This window comes from Clostridia bacterium (genome assembly GCA_035628995.1).
Taxonomy (GTDB): domain Bacteria; phylum Bacillota; class Clostridia; order Lutisporales; family Lutisporaceae; genus BRH-c25.
The window spans coordinates 39,678-62,757 of record DASPIR010000029.1; the positions used below are offsets into that span (position 1 = coordinate 39,678).

Annotated in this window: 18 protein-coding genes and 1 tRNA gene; 2 read left to right on the forward strand and 17 right to left on the reverse strand. The window is 41.1% G+C overall.

From position 1 onward, the window contains the following. Positions 1 to 10 precede the first annotated feature (10 nt). From splB to VEB00_13015, 10 genes are all read right to left on the reverse strand, one after another. Entirely contained in the window at positions 11 to 1,033 is a 1,023-nt protein-coding gene (splB, locus tag VEB00_12970) for a spore photoproduct lyase (protein HYF83928.1), read from the reverse strand. A 143-nt stretch (positions 1,034 to 1,176) separates the two neighbouring features. Continuing rightward, positions 1,177 to 2,001 (reverse strand): endonuclease/exonuclease/phosphatase family protein, encoded by an 825-nt coding sequence (locus VEB00_12975; protein ID HYF83929.1) that lies wholly within the window; start codon positions 1,999 to 2,001, stop codon positions 1,177 to 1,179. 134 nt (positions 2,002 to 2,135) lie between these two features. After that, positions 2,136 to 2,990, reverse strand: a complete 855-nt coding sequence (locus tag VEB00_12980; protein ID HYF83930.1) for a Cof-type HAD-IIB family hydrolase — start codon at positions 2,988 to 2,990, stop codon at positions 2,136 to 2,138. Positions 2,991 to 3,144: 154 nt separating this feature from the next. Further along, positions 3,145 to 3,230, reverse strand: a tRNA-Leu gene (locus VEB00_12985). A 55-nt stretch (positions 3,231 to 3,285) separates the two neighbouring features. Next, positions 3,286 to 5,529: a transglutaminaseTgpA domain-containing protein gene (locus VEB00_12990; protein ID HYF83931.1), complete on the reverse strand. Its 2,244-nt coding sequence runs from the start codon at positions 5,527 to 5,529 to the stop codon at positions 3,286 to 3,288. Continuing rightward, positions 5,519 to 6,712: a DUF58 domain-containing protein gene (locus VEB00_12995; GenBank protein HYF83932.1), complete on the reverse strand. Its 1,194-nt coding sequence runs from the start codon at positions 6,710 to 6,712 to the stop codon at positions 5,519 to 5,521. Before VEB00_12995 ends, VEB00_12990 begins: the two co-directional genes overlap by 11 nt. After that, the gene (locus VEB00_13000) at positions 6,705 to 7,655 is read right to left on the reverse strand and encodes a MoxR family ATPase (protein HYF83933.1); all 951 of its coding nucleotides are present in this window, start codon (positions 7,653 to 7,655) and stop codon (positions 6,705 to 6,707) included. Before VEB00_13000 ends, VEB00_12995 begins: the two co-directional genes overlap by 8 nt. Positions 7,656 to 7,986: 331 nt before the next feature. Beyond that, positions 7,987 to 8,673: a DUF2225 domain-containing protein gene (locus tag VEB00_13005; protein HYF83934.1), complete on the reverse strand. Its 687-nt coding sequence runs from the start codon at positions 8,671 to 8,673 to the stop codon at positions 7,987 to 7,989. Between the two features lie 126 nt (positions 8,674 to 8,799). Continuing rightward, the gene (locus VEB00_13010) at positions 8,800 to 10,179 is read right to left on the reverse strand and encodes a VanW family protein (GenBank protein HYF83935.1); all 1,380 of its coding nucleotides are present in this window, start codon (positions 10,177 to 10,179) and stop codon (positions 8,800 to 8,802) included. Positions 10,180 to 10,344: 165 nt separating this feature from the next. Next, positions 10,345 to 12,336 (reverse strand): cell division protein FtsA, encoded by a 1,992-nt coding sequence (locus VEB00_13015; protein HYF83936.1) that lies wholly within the window; start codon positions 12,334 to 12,336, stop codon positions 10,345 to 10,347. 183 nt (positions 12,337 to 12,519) lie between these two features. Between VEB00_13015 and VEB00_13020 the strand changes: the two genes are divergently transcribed. Then, entirely contained in the window at positions 12,520 to 13,428 is a 909-nt protein-coding gene (locus VEB00_13020; GenBank protein HYF83937.1) for a radical SAM protein, read from the forward strand. Positions 13,429 to 13,517: 89 nt separating this feature from the next. Continuing rightward, positions 13,518 to 13,694, forward strand: a complete 177-nt coding sequence (locus VEB00_13025) for a YtxH domain-containing protein (GenBank protein ID HYF83938.1) — start codon at positions 13,518 to 13,520, stop codon at positions 13,692 to 13,694. Between the two features lie 34 nt (positions 13,695 to 13,728). Here VEB00_13025 and VEB00_13030 read toward each other — a convergent pair whose 3' ends face one another. The 7 genes from VEB00_13030 to VEB00_13060 all read right to left on the reverse strand — a co-directional run bounded on the left by VEB00_13030 (position 13,729) and on the right by VEB00_13060 (position 23,069). Next, positions 13,729 to 14,637, reverse strand: coding sequence for a GNAT family protein (locus VEB00_13030; GenBank protein HYF83939.1), 909 nt, complete (start codon positions 14,635 to 14,637; stop codon positions 13,729 to 13,731). Between the two features lie 84 nt (positions 14,638 to 14,721). Beyond that, positions 14,722 to 17,088 carry an ATP-dependent DNA helicase gene (locus VEB00_13035; GenBank protein HYF83940.1) on the reverse strand — a complete coding sequence of 789 codons (2,367 nt, stop codon included), beginning with the start codon at positions 17,086 to 17,088 and terminating at the stop codon, positions 14,722 to 14,724. Between the two features lie 78 nt (positions 17,089 to 17,166). Then, positions 17,167 to 18,888 carry a glycosyl hydrolase family 18 protein gene (locus VEB00_13040; protein HYF83941.1) on the reverse strand — a complete coding sequence of 574 codons (1,722 nt, stop codon included), beginning with the start codon at positions 18,886 to 18,888 and terminating at the stop codon, positions 17,167 to 17,169. A 130-nt stretch (positions 18,889 to 19,018) separates the two neighbouring features. Next, positions 19,019 to 20,206 (reverse strand): glycine C-acetyltransferase, encoded by a 1,188-nt coding sequence (locus tag VEB00_13045; GenBank protein HYF83942.1) that lies wholly within the window; start codon positions 20,204 to 20,206, stop codon positions 19,019 to 19,021. A gap of 71 nt (positions 20,207 to 20,277) precedes the next feature. Then, on the reverse strand, positions 20,278 to 21,237 hold the full coding sequence (locus tag VEB00_13050; protein HYF83943.1) for an L-threonine 3-dehydrogenase: 960 nt from the start codon (positions 21,235 to 21,237) through the stop codon (positions 20,278 to 20,280). A 286-nt stretch (positions 21,238 to 21,523) separates the two neighbouring features. Continuing rightward, the gene (locus VEB00_13055) at positions 21,524 to 22,276 is read right to left on the reverse strand and encodes a fumarylacetoacetate hydrolase family protein (protein HYF83944.1); all 753 of its coding nucleotides are present in this window, start codon (positions 22,274 to 22,276) and stop codon (positions 21,524 to 21,526) included. Between the two features lie 19 nt (positions 22,277 to 22,295). After that, positions 22,296 to 23,069, reverse strand: a complete 774-nt coding sequence (locus VEB00_13060; GenBank protein ID HYF83945.1) for a hypothetical protein — start codon at positions 23,067 to 23,069, stop codon at positions 22,296 to 22,298. Between the last annotated feature and the right edge of the window lie 11 nt (positions 23,070 to 23,080).

A 23,080-nucleotide genomic window follows, 5' to 3' on the forward strand; every position in this document is an offset into this window, starting at 1 on the left:
CGAATAAATACTATATCACATAATCTATCTTACTATTAGGAAAAATTTCTGCTATTCTGCTCCGAAAAAAACCTTCCATATCTGAGAGTTCTTCTTTTTTATATACATATTTACCGTAACCGAACTGCCCGTATTTGAAACGCCTGTCTTCCTCATTCATTGGTACATCATTATCAGGAAATATCTCATTTATATTTTTCTTTGCCCTTGAGGTAAACCTGTGCGATATTATTTCAAAGCTTATACTTCTGTCCCTATACTGTCCAAGCTTAACTTCCAGCTCATGGAGCAATTCATCATAGTCCTTCTTCCATCCTTCATAAAGCATAACGGGTGCTATTATAAACCCTAAAGGATAGTCATGTTCGACAATTTTCTGCGCTGCTGCCACCCGCTCCTCCATACTTGCTGTTTTATGCTCGTACTTTCTAATCACATTTGCAGAATTGAGGCTAAACCTTATAGTGGTATGTCCATTATGTTCAGCATTAAGTATGCCTTCAACATCAGTGAATTTGGTTACAAACCTGAACCTTCCCAGCTCCTGCTTCCCGAAAAAATCGATAGTCTTCAAAAGCGAGCCGGTATATGGCTCTACCGGTATCGGATCGGAGGTAGCAGCTCCCTCAAAATATGTGATGTCCGGTTCACGTTCCTTAATATAATCAGCCGCTTTCGATAGTATTTCATCTATATTTACGTATACCCTCATATATGGCTTTTTCCCTAGCTGCGTATTCAGATAGCAGTACATGCACATACCCATACAACCTGTAGCAAGTGGAAGCTGATAATGTGCGGATGGCTTGCAGCTTTCAAAATTCAAGGTACGTCTTATCCCCACTACAAGAGTGCTCTTGCCTTCCGAGTATGCCTGCTGCGGTGTCTTGCCAGGTATATCCGTAACCCTGTTGTGGGATTTCAGCATATTTATTTCAATATCCTTATTACTAAACTGATCGAAGAGCTGACCTCCAAGGGGGTATTTAAGAGCATCCTGCTCAAACAATACTCTTTTGGGATTAAAAGGCATAAAAATCAAATCCTTTCTTTCAAATGATATGTATAGTATAGAATGCCCCAAATCAGTGTTTCTCAAAACTTTTTGCCACGAGGCACGGAGCACGAAGCACGAGACAGATATCCTTATCATCTGCAAAAAAAAATTGACTTGCGTCAATTTTTCAACTCTATTATACTTACTACTGGGTAATGGTCCGATGCATCTGATATAGGCACATTATATGATTTTACCTCAAAACCCTTTGAAGTAAATATATAATCTATGCGTTCACTTATGCCTTCATTTTCAAAAGTAGCTTTACTGTCATTATTTTCAAAGCTGGCGCAATCTCCATACTTTTGGGTAATGGCACCAAGCTTGTCCACTTTCTCGTTAAAATCTCCGGCCAATATGAGGTTATTGCCATCACCTGCTATTTTTAAAATTGCTTCAATCTGCTTGTCTCTTTCACTCTGCTTGAGTCCCAGATGAGTATTATAAAAGGATATCTTATATCCGTACACATCCAGTTGAGCTCTTAAAAGTGTTCTATTTTCACCCTCCGAAGGCAATTCCCTTACTTCGTATTCTTCTATAGGATATTTGCTCAATATGGCATTTCCAAATTGTCCATTTAGGATGTTTACACTTTTCCCAAAAACATACTGCATTGATAGTTTATCTGCAATATATCTGATCTGGTCTTGAAATTTGGTTCTTACCGAGTACCTTTCCACCTCTTGAAGCGCGATTATCTCAGCTCCAGAATTCTTTACAGCCTCTACTATCCCATCCAGGTTCAACTCGTTGTCCCGGTTTACTCCCCGATGAATATTGTAAGTCATTACCTTTATAGTGGGCATAACCTCAGCTACGCTGCTATCATTCTCTTTATAAATAAGCTTTTTTTCCACAGAAGCAGATATGCTGGTGTACTTGAACTCCACATATATCATAAGCATTATTGCAGCAACAATTAAAAGCAACAGCTTCTTCATGTTTGTATCCCTTTCAAAATAGTATTTTACTGGACCTGCTCATTTGCTATACACTTATGTTAACATAATATATATGCCCAGTAAATTAAATATTTTGAAAAGTCAAATATAACATGTTTTGTGAAATATCCCTATTACAATATAAACCTTTTTATGGCCTCAGCCACCCCATCCTCCTGGTAGTCACCGGTAATGTGATTCGCTACGCTTTTCAGGGACTCTTCAGCATTTCCCATTGCGATTCCCATGCCTGCATATTCAATCATACTTATATCGTTTTCGTTATCTCCTATTGCAATTATTTCTTCTCTTTTTATCCCATACATCTCTGCAAGCATCTTAACGGCATTACCCTTTGTAACCCCCTGGTTCATTACTTCCAGATTATCCTTCATGGACTGGGTTACCGATACAATTCCAGTCTCTACTATACTATCCCTTAACCTCTGAATTTTTTCACTATCCCTGTCCACTGCCACAGCCTTCAAGATTTGTACCTTGTCTTCTGCAACAGCCTTTTCCACATCCTCAACTATCTTGATTTTCACTTGGTCTTCCACCCCAAGGAACTTGTTCCACTCGGTATACCTCATCGACACATTTACGAGTTTCTCAGCATAAATTGTGTCATCTGTGAAAAAGTGACTGAAAATCCCGTATTTGTGGGACAATCTTATCATTTCGTTTACCGCTTCCATAGGCAAAATGTTTCTATATATGGTTTTTTCGGTGTCCATCGGATTATTAAAGACAGCTTCTCTTATAATCGCTCCATTGCTTGCTATTATCGGCGTACATACTCCCAGCAGCTTGGCATACACTCTTGCAGAGGTATAAATCCTGCCGGTTGCAACTACTATATGCACACCTTTTTCAATTGCCTTCCTTATTGCTTCTCTGTTCTTTTCAGAAACCGTCTTCTCCTTGTTGAGAAGTGTATAGTCCATGTCTGAAACCAGCATTTTGTACTTTAGATTGCTTATATTCAATGTAATCTCTCCCTGAAAATATTATTATTATTATCCCCTTTATATTTTATATCAACAGTCAATATTTTCAAAGTCATAAAATGACATCAATTTTTGTGAACAAAAAATAAAAAACCATCTGAATAAATCAGATGATTTTAATTGCTTATTAAAATGGTGCGCGAGGCGGGATTTGAACCCGCACATTCTTGCGAACGCTAGGACCTGAACCTAGTGCGTCTGCCGTTCCGCCACTCACGCCAACGAATCTATTATATCACGTTAAGTTTTTGATATCAACATGTATTTTATGCATTTATTTGCCTGTCAAATACAAACTTATGAAGAACTGCAATACTCCTGCCTTTTTAAGCGCAAGCTTCTTCACTTTTTTTCTAAATACCTCCAAAAGCCTTCTCTCTTCAGCGCTAACATCGCTATCACTGTATCTTATCTTCTCTAGTATCTGTGTAACATTGGAGATATCGGAAAATCTTTCCTCATAATTATATTTGACTCTTTTCAGGAATTCCCTTATAGTCTCTTCCTTGCCTATTGTGAAGCCTGCATGGCGCAAGTACCAAATTACGTCCTTGATATAATCCATAGCATATCTTCGCCCTTTACTGTGCCCGAGACTTACTTCCTTTACAGCCCATACCAGGTACATAAAGCCAAATCTTATTATTAGCAGTGATAAAAGCACAAACAATGCAGTATTCCCGATATGAGAGCTTCTTTTCTCTTCGCTTCCATTTGCTGTCCCTGCAGCGCTTCCCTCTTCAATCTCCATGTCTCTACGGCGTCTTGACATATCGGACCTGTCAATACTATCTGCTGCAGTACCCTCCTGAGTGTCTATATTCGTTTCCTGCAGCGCTTCCCGTGCTGCCTTAAGCTCAATTGCGGGATATTGAGGAGTAGGCTCAAAAGTCACCCAGCCATAGTCATCAAAATACACCTCCACCCATGCATGGGCATCTGTACCCCTGACCTCCCTTACTTCAGCCCCTCCATATCTTGATACAAAGCCTTCAACATACCTGCAAGGAATGCCGGAAGCTCTGAGCAATACTGCCATGGAAGTGGCAAAGTAAGTGCAGTAGCCCTCTTTGCCCTCGAAGAGAAAATGGTCAGTAAATTCAACTTTTGAAGGCACCTTTTGGGGTTTTAGCGTGTATTTATAGTTCTGGCGCAGATAGCTTTCTATAGCCTTCACTTTATCATAATCATTGTTTTGTACTTTTGTTATTTCCCACGCAAGGGTCTTGGCCCTTCCTGAAATGTCTGAAGGCAGGGCCGTATATACTTTAAACTCATTGCCTCCTAAACTTTCAGTCTTTGCTTGCCTCAATTTTTCAACATCTATATATGGCATTATACTTTTTACTGTATATGGTTCATCTCTCATTATCATTTTAGGAGTGTATACCTCTGAATCCTCATCTGCAAATATTCTTTTGAAGCTATGCTGCACCTGATAAACTGAGTACGGTGCAAATATTGTGGAGGTCAAAAGCTTTTTGTAGGTAATCTCCAAGGCGGCTTCCCGGGTCGTCACGCTGCTTCCGTAAGGCAGAGGCATTGCATATCCCGGGCTGTACTCCTTATAGCTCTTGCTTGACTTGCTCCAGCTGTTGTCTGAATATTTGTCCTTTACTGCTCCCCTGAGATATAACGTCTCCTCGCCCAGCGTTTTTACAGTCATCATAACCGATTCATCCAGCAGCACTTCCCCGCCAAGCTTCTTGCTCCTGTAACCGGCAGAGCTCAGGCTGTACCTGGAGTTAAACCCATAACTGAAAGATTCCAGCGTATCATTTCGCCAATCTGCGATAAAAGGAAACAGGCTTACTACTTTGTCGTTGAACCATGGCCATCTTACAGCGCTGATATTCAAAGGAAGTGCAAGGGAAAGAATCAAGGAAATTGAAACGACAATAGCGGAACAAAGCATCCAGTTACGTCCAACATCATACTCAACGCTGCTGCCTGCTTTCCTCCACTCCTTGAGCTTTCTTTTGTATATTTGATAGGAATAAAGCAATATTGACGCGGATAGGTAAAGCACCAGGTACAGCCTTGCCTTTCCCACATAAATGAACCAGAAGAAGGAAAGCACTGCAGTGCCGAGTGTAATAAGCATAAAGCCTGCCCTTCCGCTATATACAATAATTGAAACAATAAGTGTTATGAAAGCAGTGTACATTATTGCAAATACTAAGGAATAACCGGGCTCAAAATTGTTATATCCCACTGTATATCCATATAGCCAATAGAAAAAGCCAAGTATTTTCTGTACATAGAGATTTATCAATGCTGCATCCGTATAGTACAGATAAAGGATCCGGCATATTCCCGGAATCAAGAAAACAAGAAGACTTATGGGGAATATTAATATTACGGATACTGCAGCTGTTGTTATCAGTGTAAAAAACGCCATCCTGACAAGAGGCAGATTCATCCCCGTAGAGTCCATAATCGCAAGATTCAAGCTCATAACCATTATGAATATCAGGCTGAAATAAAAGAGTATTTCTTTAATATTCTTATTTTTCATAGTGACCTCCCAGCACCTGCTTCAAATCGTCCTCCAGATCAACCACGAATACTTTGAATTCGTTGTTCCTGAGCAATTCAATGCTTTCACTGCGCTCTTCCTTGTCTTTGCATAAGTATACAACCACAAACTCTATTCCTGAGGTTTTCAAGGAGAGGTAGGTTTCTGCGGATGCCTTGTCGATACAAGGAGTTATCACCATCACAGTAGCATCCCAGTCCAGCTTCCGCGCTTCTCTTCTGACCAAATCAGCAATAGGCATATCTCCTTTTGCAGTCAGCTTGCTTATTGCATCAAGGAACTGGCTGAACCGATCCACCTTTTTTGCAGCAAGAGTTACAGACTTATCGCCCTTAGCTATGAAATTCACTGACATCGAATGGGAAAGCGCATATCTGATGATGGACGCTGCACATTCAGCCCCTTTCTCTTCCAAGTCGAAGGCCGTCTCGTCATCAAAGCCGTAATCATATAAATCAAGAAAAATATTCAAATCCGCAGAGGCATTGAGTTCAACATTCCTTACGAAAAAATCCCCTCTATGGGCAGTCACTTTCCAATGTATCTTCTTGAAGCTGTCCCCGATGTTGTATTTCCTGATATCCCTGGTACTGGCGTAATCCTCGTATGCGTTATGTTTGACAGCAACAGTACCGAACTGCTGCCTCATAGGAATATCAAGATGCTTTAGCAAATGCACCTTTGGGTATACAAAAATATATATTTCTTCGTCAAAAATCTTCTTCCATTTGAAAATACCTAATATATCGCCAAACTCCGTTTCGACATAACCGATTTTATAGACCCCTTTATGCCTGCAGATAAAATCTCTGGACACGGTCGCTTTAACACCGGGCATCAAAGAATATATCTTCTGTTTTTGCTCTTCACCGACAAGCTTTTGGGGAAGGCTGGCGGTGACCTTCAAATACGGAATCGGCATATAGCCCGAATTATAGAGGTCCATGTTCAAGCTTACCCTGTCCCCTGTAACTGCTTTATCACTGTTTTTCCAAACCAGATTCACCAGATTCTTATAGGTGCTTCTGCCAGTCGCATAAGAGGTTAGCATCAAGAAAAGGCCTATAAAGAAAAGCCCGTAAATAAATACGCCCCCTACGAACAGCGCCACGGTAAAAAGCACCATAATCAAGGCTAGTGCTTTATAATTTATCTTAGCCATTGGTATTCACCACTGGCACTCTTATATTTTTTAAAATTTCTGCAAGCACCGAATCCTGGTCCTTTCCCTGTATTCTTGCTTCAGACTTCAGTATGATTCTGTGAGCCAGCGTACACAGTGCAAGCTCTTTTACATCATCGGGAATTACATACTCCCTTCCTCGTATAAAAGCCAGTGCGCGGCAGTTATTGAAAAGTGACAGGGTCCCCCTTGGACTGCAGCCCAGATAAACATCCTTATGTCCTCTTGTCGCCTGAACAATCTGCACAATATAATCCTGAATAGAATCGTCCACATGCACCTGCTCCACGCTTTTCTGTATTTCCAGCACATTCTCCACGCTTATAACCGGTTCCATCTTCACTAACGGGTTATCAGCCTTGTATTTATTCAGAATGCTTTTTTCTTCAGTGTAGGTTGGATAACCCATGGATATCCTCATTGTGAACCTGTCTATCTGCGCTTCAGGCAGAGGAAATGTACCCTCATATTCTATAGGGTTCTGAGTTGCAAGCACCATAAAGGGCTCCGGCAGCTTGTAGGTGTTGCCGTCCACAGTTACCTGCCGCTCCTGCATAGCTTCAAGAAGACTCGACTGCGTTTTGGGAGAGCTTCTATTTATCTCATCAGCCAGTATTATGTTTGAAGTTATCGGGCCTTGCTTGAACTCGAACTCCCCCTGCTTCACATTATAGACAGTGACCCCGGTAATATCCGATGGAAGCAGATCAGGAGTAAATTGTATCCTCTTGAAGCTGCAGCTTATCGACTTGGCAACTGCATGCACTAACGTAGTCTTGCCAACTCCCGGAACATCCTCAATAAGTACATGTCCGCCCGCAAGCAGAGCTACCAGGAGCTTCTCCACAGTATCCCGCTTGCCTACTATAGCCTTTGATACACTTTCTTCAATCTTTCTGATAGCCTCGTTATTATATCCCATAACCTGTCCCCCACTCGTAAAAAATTCATAATAGTCGATTTTCCGTACTTTTAACTACTTATTAATATTTTATTTAATATCGTCTGATAATTCAATTAATTAACAGTGAAATAATTCCAAAGATTTTTTCACAATTATTACAAAAGGGCTTAACGCATTTTAGCGCTAAGCCCTTTTGTAATTTAATACCGTATTTATAAGTAATCATTAATTCTATATTGAACGCAGATCAGAAATTACATTGGGTATAGTGCGAATTCAATAACAACTAAGGAAATATCTACGCGAAATTTGAATGAAGATTATTAAATGTTTTTCGCGAAATATATAACTATACTGCTTTTTCATTTTTCTTATACTGCTCTTTGGCTAATATCCACTGATCCCTGGCCAGCCTCTCTATCTTGGGGTTTGCATTCTTCTCAGGGCTCGCAACAGCTTTACCGAACCATACTACTGCATCGTTGAACTTCCCAAGTCTTCTAGACAGCTCACCCAGAAGATACATCATCGATATCTCATTCAAGTTGCCTATTGGAAGCTCTTCCTTGTCGAAAGCCTCCGAATAATTCTGCAGCGCATAATTTAGGAATATTTCTTCCTGCTTGTCGTCTGCAAACCTGTAAAGCCATGCAAGCTTGAGGCACAAGCCGGCTAGTATACTGGACTTTGCATTTCTGAGCTCTGCTGTATGAATAGCTAATTTGAATGTGGCTATTGCAGCATTCCAGTCTCTCTCTGTGCAGAAACTCCTGCCTACTGTCCTTCCTGAAAAGGCCTCCTTAAGAAGATTGACTTCCCTTTCGTTAATCACTTCAAATGAGTTCTCAGATGCTGAATATGCGCAAAAGGGACATACAAATATATCATAGTATATTGGATTTAAATCCACATAGTGAGTGCAGAAATCCTCATCCTTCTTTTCTACCTTGCAGGAATTCACCTTAGCTTTCATGGAAGAAAACTGCTTACCGCAGATTGGACATGTAACCTTCTTGGAATAAAGCGAATCGTTCATTCAATTGTCTCCTGTCTAAGTGCTTATTAACATCACAGATTATAATTCAATCAAAATGTTAATAATGCACTTCATTATTTTTGTGCCCTGCTTCTTAAAACGAATTCTATCACAGGGCGCCTGAGTTTATTGTGTTATTTCTAGCAAACCTTCATTATCTGTAGGAGGGGGATCAACCTTCTTAGTTCCGACCCTCTTTACTCCGTTTGCAACCCTGTAGGTACTCAATGGAAGCTCCTCAACCGATACTTCCTTGCCATTTTCCATTATTACTCTCCAGCTTTTTACCACATACCCTGTATATGCCTTCTTTTCTTCGACCTCTGTACCTTCCGGCAAGGCAGGGTCTTCAATTATTTTTATCTGAGGCTCGGTCTTCTTTATCATTTCAGTTTTAATTTTTACTGATCTTCCCGAATTTTCATTTCGTCCATATAAGCTGAACTTGACCCAGCTGCCCTTAACTTCTCCATAGAGATATATTGGATATTGAGTAGTATTTTGAAATTTAAAATCAATATAGTCCTCAGATATAGTCGCGTCTCTTCCAAGGGGTACATAAGCGGACGGAAGAGAGTGGTTTCTGCGCTCCACTATTTTCATGTTTGAAAGCAATGCTACGTTATATAAGGTGGAGGATACCTGACATACTCCGCCGCCGATTCCAGGCACCAACTCATTATTTATTATAACCTTGGCTTCCTTATACCCGAACTTTGCAAGTCTCGGTCCTACCATCTCATTGACCGAGAAGGTCTGTCCGGGCTTTATAAGTATATTTGACGCACTGATGGTGGCTATTTTAATATTATGAGTCCTGTCAACATCTGCAGCATTAAACTTTGTAGAGTATTCTCCCAGTTTATCCTTTATATTCTCAAGATCTGCCCTCTTTATTTCGGGCTGTGTAGTACCAACGACCAACTCCACATCCTCAAATGCAACCTTCTCAATCTGGGCTTTTATAAGGTCGTAGGATTGATTGACGTCCAGCTTTCTGCCTTCAACTTCATCAGTAATGACAAAGACTTGATCCTTCAACACAACAGTAGCATCTTTGGCTTCCTGGCCTATCTCCTCAAATATATCCACAAGCTTGTTTCTGATATACTCTGAATCATAAGAGAAATTGAGCTTTATATCTTCTCTTCCAAGCTGTGCGGTCACTACATCTGCCACTCTCTTGAATAAATTACCCTTATGCCCGATGTCGTAAGCCTTAGTCACAGCATCTTCATACTCATATTTGAAATTTATGTCGCTATACTTGAGTTTCCATGCTTTTTCCCTGAATTTAAGTGCAATAGCGGCACTATCAATAGTCGGCTGCATTTTTGCCTTCAGCATACTATCTGCTTGTGAGGGTGTAAGGCCCCCAACATTAATTCCGCTGATTGTAATATTCGAGTGTATTTTTTCTCCGTTTACCATTGCAATGCTAAGAGCTACAATTGCCAATAACAGTATTATAATAATGCCGATACCTATTTTCATACCCTTGCTCAATATATAACCTCCCACACTATACATTAAAAACAGTTATGCGTCGCGTGTTACGAGAGTTAAACCACGTAACAAATAATCTAATAAATCACTACTTGTACAAGACGCATTAATATATTATATACATTTCCCCTACTCTTTAATTCCATCGAATTGAAAATAAAAAATCTATTTTTCATCCCAATGAAGTTCTATTCTGTCTCCATCTTGTATGACGTCTGTATAGTTGGCTTTGTTCCCGTTTAAAAACATGTCAATTGTTCCCTTGACACTCCTTACATCAATATCTATGTAATTGAAAACATCCACAAACAAAAACTGTGATTTATTAGTTTGAAGTACGACCGACTTACCATTCAAAATCACATTTACGCTGTTGCCTTCTACAGGGCTGCTCGGCTGACTGCCGGATTTTGCTTTCTCCAAAGCTTTGTAAGTAATGTAATCACCATTGCCAATAGTTTCATCCAGTGCAGCTTTCCTGCCGTTTATACTTATCTCTGTGTCATAATAGCTTAAATCCAAATGTTCTAAAAGCTCAAGAACCCTTTCTATACACTTGATGCTTACTTCATCCCCATCTTTTATTGGCGAGTCCATATCGCTTTCAGTACCATTTATGAACACTTCAGGCTTTATGGCATATGGATCATCGTTTATATAAATAGTCTTTTCTGCATAGTTATCCATGTAGTCTCTCACAAATAGTTCTGCAGGCTTTCCCTCGACTGCCGGCTCCACTACTATCCTGTCTCCACTTGCTATTGGCTTGTCGAGCCCGGATACGCGGTCGTTAAGATATATGACTGCAGGTTCTCCCGATTCTCCTCTTACAATTTCTGCTTTACCATTAAGCTTAAAGTTTACTGTGCTTCCTCTCCTGCCTATAAGGTTTCGGGGATTATATCCAACCAGTATAAGGCTGTCTGCTATTGTAAGAGTCTTTGAATTAAACAGCTTTACATTTACCCCGTTGACAGTAACATGAAGAAAATCTTTTTGTCTGTTCAAATGTGCGGTTACCGCAATTCCAATAGGTGTTATAAATTCCGGTCCCGAAAGCTTTTTGCTCTTTATATCTACATCCTTGATGATATCTGTACTTCGTACCCCTACCCTTTCTACGGGCAGCTGAAGAAACTCGGCAATATATTCTGTGAGCTTAGGTATCTGGCTTCCTCCGCCTACCAGGAATACTGCGCTGGGTGCCTTCCCGTTGTATTCCATTATTTTATTGCTGATCTCTTTAGCCAGGTTCCTTATAGCGGAATCAATATCCTTTACAATTTCCGCTGTGCTTTTCTCATAGGTCATCCCCATAATATCCTTGTACTTAACCGTTTCTTTATTGTTAAGGCATACTTTAACTCTTTCCGCTTGCTCAAAATCAAGCAGTAGAACCTCTGCTACCTTCTCAGTAATCTCATCTCCTGCTATAGGAGCCATTGCGAAGGCAAAAACTGTGCCGCCCTTTGTCAGAGCGATATCCGATGTCCCCGCCCCAATATCTACAAGCGCAAGATTTAATAACCTCAAGCTGCTGTAAATAGATACGTTCATAGCTGCGATTGGCTCCAGAGTGAGGCTTGCAACCTCTAATCCGGCTCTTGAAACTACCGCATAAAGGCTTTCCACAACAACTCTCGGAAGGAAGGTAGCAAGCACTTCCACCCCGGCCCTCTTTGCCTTGTGCCCTTCAAGATTGCCTATTATGCTTCCATTAAGATACTGGTTCACAACAGCATAACCTACGCAGAAGTATGACTGGTCATCCTCATTGTTCAGCTCTTCTATTTCCTTCTGAGCCTGTTGGATGGCTTCAATTTCAAGACTGCTTACAAGCTCGCTGTCAACCTCCAAGGAAGGATCCGCATCCCTCTCCACAAAAACCTTGCAGGTCTTTAGCGATCTTCCTGCAGCTGCAATGGATACTCTCTTAAGCTCCAAGCCTGCCATTTTCTCAAGCTTTTCCTTGACCTTCAAAACAGCCTTGGCAACCAGATCAATATCATGAACCTGTCCGTCATACATAGCCCTTTCCTTGTGTTCTTCCACATGAAAGGCCTGAATCTTGAATCTCTGTCCGTCATGATAGCCAACAATACCAACTACAGTTCTTGTACCGATATCCAACGAGAATAACAAATCCTGTTCAGTCATTAACCCTCACCCTTGCATTTTTATATATTATTATACAAATTTCTTGCATTTTCTTACCTTTTTAAATTATTCTATAAATAACTGAATAAATCCTTCAAAATTCTATTTCGATATGATTTAATATTTTCAGTACCATAAGGGCAAATATTATTCATTACTCATTGTAAAGAAAGGAATCTCAGTATGCAGGAAATATTAAGAAACTGTAGAATCTGTCCGCGGCAGTGCGGTGTCAATAGATTTGAAAAAGCAGGCGTCTGTGGTGCAGGTGCTGAAGTGCTGGCAGCAAAGGCATTCCTCCACCAGTGGGAAGAACCGTGCATATCAGGTGAAAAAGGCTCAGGCACTATTTTCTTCAGTGGCTGCAATATGAAATGCGTGTTTTGCCAGAACCATGAAATTAGCCAAAATACCTCAGGTACATTTCTCGGAAAGAAAATCTCCACCGAGCGGTTGGCGGAAATATTCCTCCAGCTGCAAGCACAAGGAGCGCACAATATTAACCTGGTCTCGCCTTCACCATACGCCTTTCATATCATAGAGGCTGTCAAAAAGGCGAAAGCTGTCGGCTTGCACTTGCCGGTTATATACAATACCAATGGTTATGAGCTTGAGGAAACTATTGAAGCCTTAAACGGAATTGTAGATGTGTATCTTCCTGATATCAAATATTTCAATGATTCGTATTCCCTGAAATATTCCGGTGCAAGTGATTACTTCAAGCAAGCCTCAAAAGCAGTCAAAGCAATGTATGACCAGGTAGGCTATCCTGAGTTCGACGAAAATGGAATGATTAGAAAGGGCCTTATTATAAGACATCTCATCCTTCCAGGTTTAATAGAGGATTCAAAAAAAGTATTCAGGTGGATACGTGAAAATATAGGAAAGTATGCATATGTAAGCATAATGTGCCAATACACGCCGATGTACCGGTCTCATGAATACAAAGAGATTAATAGAAAAATAAGCTCGGTCGAATATGAAGAAGTGCTTGATTGCTTCTTTGAAGCAGGTTTGGAGAATGGGTTCACGCAAGAGCTTGAAGCTGCAAGCAGTGACTTCACTCCCAGCTTTGACTTGCTGGGGATTTAAAAAATTCTATTATTTTCATGGTTTAATAAATATAAAAAAAAGCACCCTATTAATATAACATTAAAAACCTGAAAGGAAGTGCTATCGTTATGCGAAAAGCCTCCAGAAGCATGATGACTTGGGGAGCTGTAGGCGCACTGGCAGGAATGGTTCTAATCCCTGCGTTAAATTCGAAATCTCGTAAAAAGGTTTCACGTTCAGCGAGAAATGCATATTTCAGAGTTTCAGACATGATGCAGGACATGAAGGATATGGGTAACAAATAGACTTGTCAATGACAAGTCTATTTTCTTATTAGTCTTATTTTTGCTTCATAAAATCACTTTTCAGAGCCCCCATTATTATCTCATCATAGAATTTACCGTCTATGTAGGCTGACTGCCTCGTCCTGCCCTCGTACTGGAAGCCGCATTTAAGATAGCATTTGACTGCTCTTTCATTATATTCATACACTTTCAAGGTCACCCTGTATATATCAATTTTCATAAAAGCATATTTCAGCAGCGTTTTTACAGCATCCTCACCATAGCTCTTACCCCAGTAGTCCTTGTCTCCAATTCTTATACCCAGCTTGCAGCATTTGTCCTGCTCATTAAAATCATAGAGCTGTATTGTGCCTATAGGCGTTCCCTCTTCATTATCTATCATCAGGTTCATGGGATCGTATCCAAAGCTCCTGGACATGTTGTACCTGAGTTTGTCTGCCGAGACCTTCGAATCACTCCAGCCTGCAAGCTTATTCAATTCTGTATTGTTGTACCACTTTAGCAGCAGATAGAGATCGCTATCCACTCCAGGCCGCAAGGACACTTTACTTCCTATAAGAACATCGTCCCTAAATTTTCTGTTGTCTATAGACACTGATTTCAGAAAAGCAGGAAAAAACTTAATCAGCTTATATGGCTTCTCCATATACCTTCTCCTGTTCTGCATCATATCTTCGTAATGCTTTCTATTAAGCGTGAACTTGACAGTAATTCCATCTTCTATACCTTCTTTTACAATATTGCCTTCGGTGCTGTGAAAAACAGAAAACTTACCGGAAACTATTCCCTCTTCCTTGATGATAATTCCAAAATTATCTGAGCTGAACAGGAAGATATTCATGAGAAAAGGCTTCATAAATGGATAACTTCTAAAAAAAAGGGTATAGAATTCTGATACCATGTCAGAGAAGTTCTTCATATTTTCTATCGTGATAGTGCTCATATATAACTCCTGTTAACAATAACTATGATTATTTACATAAAAACATTATAGCATATATGAATTTCATAAAACAGATTTTTGTACTTAACCATTCCAGAACTTACCAAGTATCAGCCCAAGCTCTTCCGGACTTTTTACTCTATTATTATGCAGCCATTCCTGAGGAAACATGCTGGTATAGCGGTTACTGCCAAACCTTTCGTCAATGAGCAATACAGCCCCGCGATCGAGTTCTGACCTTATGACCCGTCCCGCTGCCTGCATGACCTTGTTCATCCCCGGGTACATGTACGCGTATTCAAAACCCGCGCTGTTCTTATTCTTAAAGAAATCCATAATAATATCTCTTTCGAAGCAAACCTGTGGAAGACCCACGCCTACAACAACAGCTCCTATAAGCCTGTCTCCCACAAGGTCTATTCCCTCAGAAAACATGCCGCCCATCACTGCGAAGGCAACCAAGCCCGTCTCAGTATCCGGCTGAAAGCATTGGAGGAAGCTCTCTTTTTCCTCCTCCTGCATGGTTGGCTGCTGAAGCATTGCTTCTATATGGGGATATTTATCGGCAAAAAGCGTGTACACCTCATTCATATATTTATATGAGGGGAAGAACACCATATAATTCCCCCTCTTACCATCAATAAAAGTTTTAATATAATCTGCTATATCAGAAAGGCTGTTCTCCCTGTTCATGTATTTTGTAGATACATTCTGCGCTATTGTCAGGCACAGATTGGAATCCTCGAAGGGCGAGGCAAGCTTCATGTTATAGTCCTCCCGACTGCCGCCCAGTATGTCCTTGAAGTAATTCAGCGGAGTCAATGTGGCAGAGTAGAACACAGCGGACTTAACCTTCCCGGTTATATCCCCCAGAAGCTTTGATGGGTCAAGGCAAAAAAGCTTGAGCTTCACATCACTTCTGGAAAGCTCAATATATGTCGTATATCTCTCATCGAATATTTCATAAATTCTTAGAAATGCGATAGCTTCAAAATAAAGCTCCAAAACATCACGATGACCCTCCACGCCATTGTTTGATCCCAACCACTCCTCGCCTTTACTAACGAAATCCTTTAGTGCCGGGTATAGCTCTTTGAGTTTCTCTATTTCAATGCAGCAGCTCCTGTCTTCGCTTTTCTTTTTCAAAGCCAGCAATACAGAATCGACTCTGCCCGCAGCTTTTGATATATATGGTGCTGTCGTTTTCATAGATCTCTTTATATCAAGAAAGGGCTTCTTGTGAAGCTCAGCGGAGAACATTTCCCGGGCGCGGTCCACAAGATTATGGGCTTCATCTATAAGAAGCACATAGTTGCTTTCCTTATCCAAGAAAAACCTCTTGAGGCTTGCCCTTGGATCAAATACATAATTATAATCGCATATAATGCAATCCATCCAGTAAGCCAGGTCAAGAGAAAGCTCGAAAGGACATACCGTGTGCTGCCTTGCATACTCCTCCACTATTTCCCGGGTTATTATTCCTTCCTTTGCAAAGACCTCTTTCAATACGATATTCACCTTGTCAAAGTATCCCCTTGCGTACTCGCAGTATTCGGGATTGCAGTTTGTTTCTTCTTTGAAGCATATCTTATCCTTCGCTGTCAGCACTATGGCTTTAAGGCGAAGGCCTCTCTCCCACATCTTTCTTATAGCATCCAAAGCAACCTGTCTTGTTATGGTTTTTGCTGTAAGGTAGAATATTCTGCCTGTATTGCCTTCTCCTAAAGCCTTAATAGCAGGAAAAAGCGCGGAAATTGTCTTGCCTGTCCCGGTTGGAGCCTGTATGAAAATCCTTTTGGAAGCTTCTATAGTCTTATATACTGCAACCGCAAGCTTCCTCTGATTCTTACGATATTCGACGTATGGAAATTCAAGCTTCTTAATAGTACTATCCCTCAGACTGCTCCATTCATACATTGCAAAAGCCCAGTTGTAATACTTCTCCAGCAACTCCATGAAGTAGCCCAAAAGCTCGCTGATTTCCACAGACTTAACAAACATCTTCATCTCCCCGCTGTCAGTATTGAAGTAAGTAAGCTGGATATTGGCAATCTCAGTATTATGCTCCGATGCGTACATGTAGGCATAGCACTTGGCCTGTGCCCAATGCACAGGATAAGTGTCTTCTTCTATATACTCCAAAGGGCTCACAGTAGTCTTTATCTCCTCCAGGGTAATGCCCTGGCTATTCTCAATAAGCCCGTCAATCCTGCCCGAAATAGCAAAAGTAAGGTTGTTGTAGTTAATTGTACTGGATATACTTACTTCCTTTTGATAGACTTCTCCAGCTTCTGCTGCTTCACCTTTCCTAAGCCCCTGGATTTTCTGATGCAGTCTGGCTCCCTCAAGGGCTCTTCCCATTCCCACAAATCTTGAATCCAAATCTCCTGAACGGTAGGAATACTCCACCAAATCCCTTACAGATATTCTTATTTCTTTTTCAATAGTCATACACATCAGCCTTTACAAATTATAATATACTCTAATGATAGCAAAACCCGCCTGTATTTACTACAGGCAGGTTTTATTCTAATTAGCCACTGTATTCGCTGTCTTATTGGCATTTGCCCATTGAGCATAGTTCTGCTTGACCTTTAGATTATCCTGAAGCACAGCCCAGATATCATCCGATTCAAAGCCTTTCCTCCAGGAAGCAGCTCCTGCCAGGTCATATTTGTGCACTAGAGAGGATTTCAAGTTTATAGACTTATCATCCTCTATCCAAATTTTATTTGTGACCTTGCCCACCTTATACTCAACATAATTTTGGCCGCTTTCCTCATCCCATATGATTGCGGGCTTCTTTTCTGACAGTATTTTTTCCACCGAATCCATTGATACAGCTGTAGAAGACACTTTTACCCTGCCATCTACCAGTTCCTCCTTCCACACCCTGGTGTAAAAAGGAAGTCCCAGCAGAACCTTTTCACTTGGAACCTCTTCAAGAATCCTCTTAAGGTTGCTTTCAACCCAGCCGAACTCCGCTACAGAGCCGGCCACAGGGCTTGAAGCCCAATGCTGATCATATGCCATTACTGCGATATAATCCACTACCTCAGACAAAGCCTTTCTGTCATAGCACATGGACCAATTTTCGCTGGAGGATCTGAAGGTTACATCTATTGAAACCACCAACCCCTGTTCCCTTATTAAAGGTGCCAGCTCCCTCATAAACTGAGTCAGCATGTCTCTGTCCTTCATATATATGTTTTCAAAATCTATATTGATGCCGTCAAGCTTGTAAAGCTTTGCATAAATCAACAACTGCTGAATTATCTTTTCTCTGATGTCAGTATTGTTAAGAAAGCCATGGGTTATGTCCGGATCAGATCCATTTCCCACAAGAGCCCATACTTTTTGGCCGTTGCTGTGTGCCCATTTTACATAGCCACTGTCAGCCTTGTTTGTTACTGTTCCCTGCTTGTCCACTATGTTGAACCAGGTTGGAGACACCACGTCAAGGCCATTAATGCTTTTCAGCTTTGAAACATCGGGATTCTTGTTTCCAACATATTCCCAAGTCATATTTACCTTACCCTGCTTCGGCTTCCAGGCCGCACCGCTGCCGGTCGGCTCAGTTACATCTGTCCCGGAAGCTATAAGCTCGGTCTTAACATGCTTTTTTTCGATATATCCCACAAAACCTTCCTCGCTTCGCACCTTGTACCATTTCCCGTTCTCCCCGAATACTCTTAGAGTTTCGCCGTTCTTAATATCTTTCTTCACTGCTGGAGACCATACAGTAGGTTTCATTCTCATTACCCTGTTGTCTGCCTGCACTACTGCAACCTGAATAGTATTCTTCCTATAATCAAGCACTGCCACATTGTTTTTCTCAATCCATTGAAGCTCAATTCCAAACATATCCTCTAGCATCTGTATGGGTATATAAGGCTTGTCATCAACCAGTTTAGCCGGAATATTGAGGTCCACCGGACGAGCATTCACCATTGCTGTAAGCTTGCCTGTCTTCATTATGAGCACCTTGTCTTTGGTAGTCAAAACCACCTTGCTTGCTTTTTCATCCCAATACACATTAGGGTCGATATACTTTTTCACCGTATCTAAAGGAAAAAGCAGCTGTCCGTTTTCCGCTATAGGTGAATCTTCTTCTGCAATGCTTCCCTCAACAACGAGATGCACTTTATCAGGAGTGTATTGAGTGGTTGTCCAAAAAAGCGGAAAAACAAAATAAACTGCCACTGCTGCAAGCATAAACGCTGCTGCCATAATTGCCATATATTTTTTCACATCTACACCCCCGGCCTTTTCTAATAATTATATCATTTATAATGACGTAATATCGCTGGTAAAAGTTTCAGCAGCGCAGAAGTACAACAAAAGAGCACCTGGTCAGGTGCTCTTTAACTACAATGTTATATCATTTTATGAGCCCGAGCTCTCTTCCTACCTTTGCAAATGCCGCTACAGCCTCATCAAGGTCAGCCTTTGTATGTGCCGCTGTAACTATTGTCCTTACCCTTGCTCCACCCTTTGCAACTGTTGGGAATACTATGCTCTGTGCAAACACTCCTTCTTCAAAGAGTCTCTTGCTAAGTTCAACAGCCTTCTTGTCATCTCCAGTGATTACAGGAGTGATTGGTGTTTCACTTCTTCCAGTGTTGAAACCTAGTTCCTGAAGTTTCTTCTTGAAGTAATTTGCATTGTCCCACATTCTGTCTGTGAGTTCTCTGCTTTCTGAAAGTATATTGATTGCTTCAATACAAGCTGCTGCCACTGCTGGTGGAGCTGCAGTACTGAATAGGAATGGTCTGCCTCTGTGGTTCAACCAGTCTATAAGGTTTCTCCTGCCAGCTACATATCCGCCAACAACACCAATAGCCTTTGAAAGAGTTCCTATCTGCACATCAATTCTGTCACTTAAGCCGAAGTGGTGAGCAGATCCCTGTCCATTGGTTCCAAGCACTCCGCTGGAATGTGCATCGTCAACATATGTGAGGCAGCCGTACTTCTCAGCTATTTCAACAATTTCAGGAAGCTTTGCTATATCACCGTCCATGCTGAAAACGCCATCGGTGATAATAAGCTTTGTATTGTAATTGTCTTTAACTTCACTGATTACTCTTTCCAAGTCTTCCATATCGCTGTGCTTGTATCTGACTACATCAGCTTTGCTGAGTCTGCAGCCGTCGATGATTGAAGCATGGTTGAGCTCATCGCTTATAACCACATCGCCCTTGTCTACTATGCCCGGAATAGCCGCAGCATTTGCAGTAAAACCAGACTGGAATACCAGAACTGCTTCTACATGCTTGAACTTTGCAAGCTTCTCTTCCAATTCCTCGTGTATGCCCATAGTACCTATGATTGTTCTTACAGCACCTGCACCCATGCCCCATTTGTCAATTGCCTTCTTGCCGGCTTCCTTAAGTCTCGGGTGGTTGGCCAAGCCCAGGTAATTGTTGGAAGAAAGGTTTATTACATTCTTACCATTGATCACACTTCTTGGGCCTGAAGGTCCTCCAAGTACAGGCAGCTTCCTGTAAAGGCCTTGTTCCTTGAGTGCATTAAGTCTTTGAGTAATAAAGTCTAAATCATGCAAACCCATTTTTTTACCTCCTCATAGGTGAATTTGGAATTAGATATTCTTTTCCCAAAACACCGTTATTATAATAGTTTTTATCTGTTTATGTTTAATTTTACAGTTAACTTCTCCAGCATATCTTTTGTCATAGATGCTAAATTATGCTTAGGATTCCATCCCCATTCCTTCCTTGCAGCACTGTCGTCCAGGGAATTAGGCCAACTATTTGCAATAGCCTGTCTTACCGGGTCAACATCATAAGTAAGTACAAATTCAGGAATGTGTTTCCTAATTTCAGCAGCCAGCATTTCAGGATCAAAGCTCATTGCAGTTACGTTGAAAGCATTTCTGTGCTCAAGCTTGTCTGGATTTGCTTCCATAAGATCATGTATTGCCTTAAGTGTATCCGGCATGTACATCATATCCATGTATGTGCCTGCTCCTATAAAGGATGCATATTTCTTATTCTTTAATGCTTCATAATATATATGAACTGCATAGTCTGTTGTGCCGCCGCCGGGAAGAGCCGCATAGGAGATTATACCAGGAAATCTTACCCCCCTGGTGTCTACTCCAAACCTTTTGTAGTAGTAATCACAGAGAAGTTCGCCTGCGACCTTAGTTACTCCATACATTGTTGATGGTCTTTGGATTGTATCCTGAGGAGTATTCTCAACAGGAGTACTTGCTCCGAAAGCCGCTATTGAGCTGGGAGTAAATACCGCTATTCCTTGCTCTCTTGCCACCTCCAGCACGTTATAAGTTCCGTTCATATTGATATCATAGGCCAGTTGAGGATTCTTCTCTGCATTTGCTGACAGAATCGCAGCTAAATGTATGATTTGGTTTATACCATATTTCTTACAAACATCTGCAACCCCTTTTGCATCCACAACGTTAAGCACTTCAAAAGGACCTGCTTCAAAGAAACTGTCGTCACCGCGCTTGCTTATGTCACTGGCAATAACATTTGCACTGCCATACTGCCCTCTTAGATACGCCGTGAGTTCTGTGCCGATTTGTCCCAATGAGCCGGTAATTAATATCTTTTTCATATAAATCCTCCATCCGGTATAAATATTAAATATTTCGTTTGTTAATGTTTCGTCATTGTTTTCAATATTATTATATCATCAATATTTTGAAAGAAAAATAGTTTTGTGCAAATTTTACAGACATTTTTATATCAATGTTCTCCATACGAATACAAACGTTTTTAATTTTCAGACATATTTATCAAAAAAAGGAAATGCCATGTGTACGGCACTTCCTTTTTGTTGACCTACAAACATCTATTAAATATTCTGCTCATGAGGTAGAATTTTATTCAAACAGGCTAGACTATTCTACGTGGTTTTTGAGCGTTCCTATTCCTTGCAGTCTTACCTCAACGATATCACCCTTTGACATTGGACCAACTCCCGATGGTGTTCCTGTTGCTATCACATCCCCAGGGTTCAAGGTCATTACTTTGGATATGTAGCTTACAATTTCTTGAGCTTTGGTAATGAAATATGCAGTGTTGGATTTCTGTTTGACTTCACCATTAAGTACAAGCTCAATGTCTATGTTGTTGTAATCCGCTCCAGTTACTATGAAAGGTCCCATGGGCGCGAAGGTATCAAACCCTTTTGCTCGTGTCCACTGCCCGTCTTTATTCTGAAGGTCTCGTGCTGTTACGTCGTTTAAGCAGGTTGCACCCAATACATATTGAAGTGCCTCCGACGGCTCCACATTCTTCGCCTGTTTTCCTATAACCAGGGCAAGCTCTGCTTCATAATCAACCCTTTTAGACATGGCAGGCATTATTATCTTGTCCTCAGGTCCAATCACCGCAGTAGCTGGTTTGATAAATATCACCGGGTCCTCCGGAAGGTCATGCTTCATTTCTGTAGCATGGTCTCTGTAATTAATGCCTACAGCAACTATTTTTGAAGGCTTGCAAGGAGCAAGTATCCTTAATTCTGAAAGTTTATATCTTTCTTCAGTTACTCTGTAATCTCCGAAAATATCCCCCTCAATCCTATAAACAATATTGTCCTCCACCATGCCGTAGCTGACTGCCCCTTGTCTTTCAAATCTCGTAAATTTCATACCCCGCACCTCCTAGATTTTAGAAGCCTGCTGCGGCCTCCAATAGTATTCCTGGTAAATCGAGCTTAATCTCATTATATCTTTTGATATCAATTTCTGTTATACCCTCAAACAAATTCCTGTATTTAAGGGGCAGGTCACTTATAAGTATCATGGCAGCAGCCTTCTTGCCACCTCTTCTGCATGCCGTGAATACCGCAGATACCTCCATCTCTACCGCATCACAGCCCTTTTCCTGCATATAGTCGAAGGTATCCTTCCTCTCACCTAGTATAGAGTCTATTGAGAATATCCTGCCTTCATGACTGTTAATCCCATATCTGTTTTCTTTTTTTCTGATTGTCTCCATAAGTTTTTGTGCAACCACTTTGTCTCCTGAAACCAAATCTCCAAAACAGTCCTTTTTTATATTCTCACCATGATATCTGGAAAAACCCTCTCCGATAACCGCCTCACTCACAGCCAACAGGTCACCGATATTGTAATGTTGATTGATTGCCCCGGCAGAGCCAGAGAATATGACATTCTCACAATCGGTATATCCTAAGGCCAGAGCACAGTCCCCGGACATGGGAGATCCTATTCCGCTGCTTATCACTGTTATCCTTTTGCCATCAAAAGTAAGGGTTACACCTTTATACCAGCCCATAAACTCCGTCAATACAGTATCCGCCTTACTCTTAAAGCCTTCCAGATTCCATATGGGAGTGAGGATTATTGTCTTTGCCATATCCTCGATTTTACAGCCAAAATGGGTTTTGACCATTGTCTCTTTTGTAATTTTATCATACATATGAACACCTC